Source organism: Actinoalloteichus spitiensis RMV-1378 (genome assembly GCF_000239155.1).
Lineage (GTDB): Bacteria > Actinomycetota > Actinomycetes > Mycobacteriales > Pseudonocardiaceae > Actinoalloteichus_B > Actinoalloteichus_B spitiensis.
Window position 1 is genome coordinate 1 of sequence record NZ_AGVX02000872.1, and the last position, 373, is coordinate 373.

Here is a 373-nt window from a genome sequence, read left to right on the forward strand (position 1 = left end):
GCTCGGTGTCGTTCCACCCCCGCACCACCAACTCCCGCTCCGAGGAGCCGAGCAGGTCCCAGGAGCTGAGGGCCTGGTCCGGACCGGTGACGAGATCGGTCAGCAACCGGACCAACCGATCGGCGAAGGAGGCGGCGGTGGGTTCGTCGAAGAGGTCGGTGGCGTACTCGAGTGCCCCGCTGATGCCGGCCGGGCCTCCGTCCTCCCCTCGGCGTTCGTGCAGGCCGCAGGTGAGGTCGAACTTGGCGATGCGGGAGGCGTCGGGTTCGAGCCGCGCGTCGAGTCCGGGCAGGTCGAAGACCGTCCCCGTGGTGGTCTGGAAAGCGATCATCACCTGGAACAGCGGGTGCCGGGACAGGGACCTGGTCGGGTT

General features: G+C 69.4%; 1 protein-coding gene. It reads right to left on the minus strand.

Annotation, left to right across the window (positions count from 1 at the left end; translation table 11 throughout):
- A partial coding sequence (locus ACTIDRAF_RS31585) for a condensation domain-containing protein (RefSeq protein ID WP_039789959.1) occupies positions 1-373 on the minus strand: 373 nt, incomplete at both ends.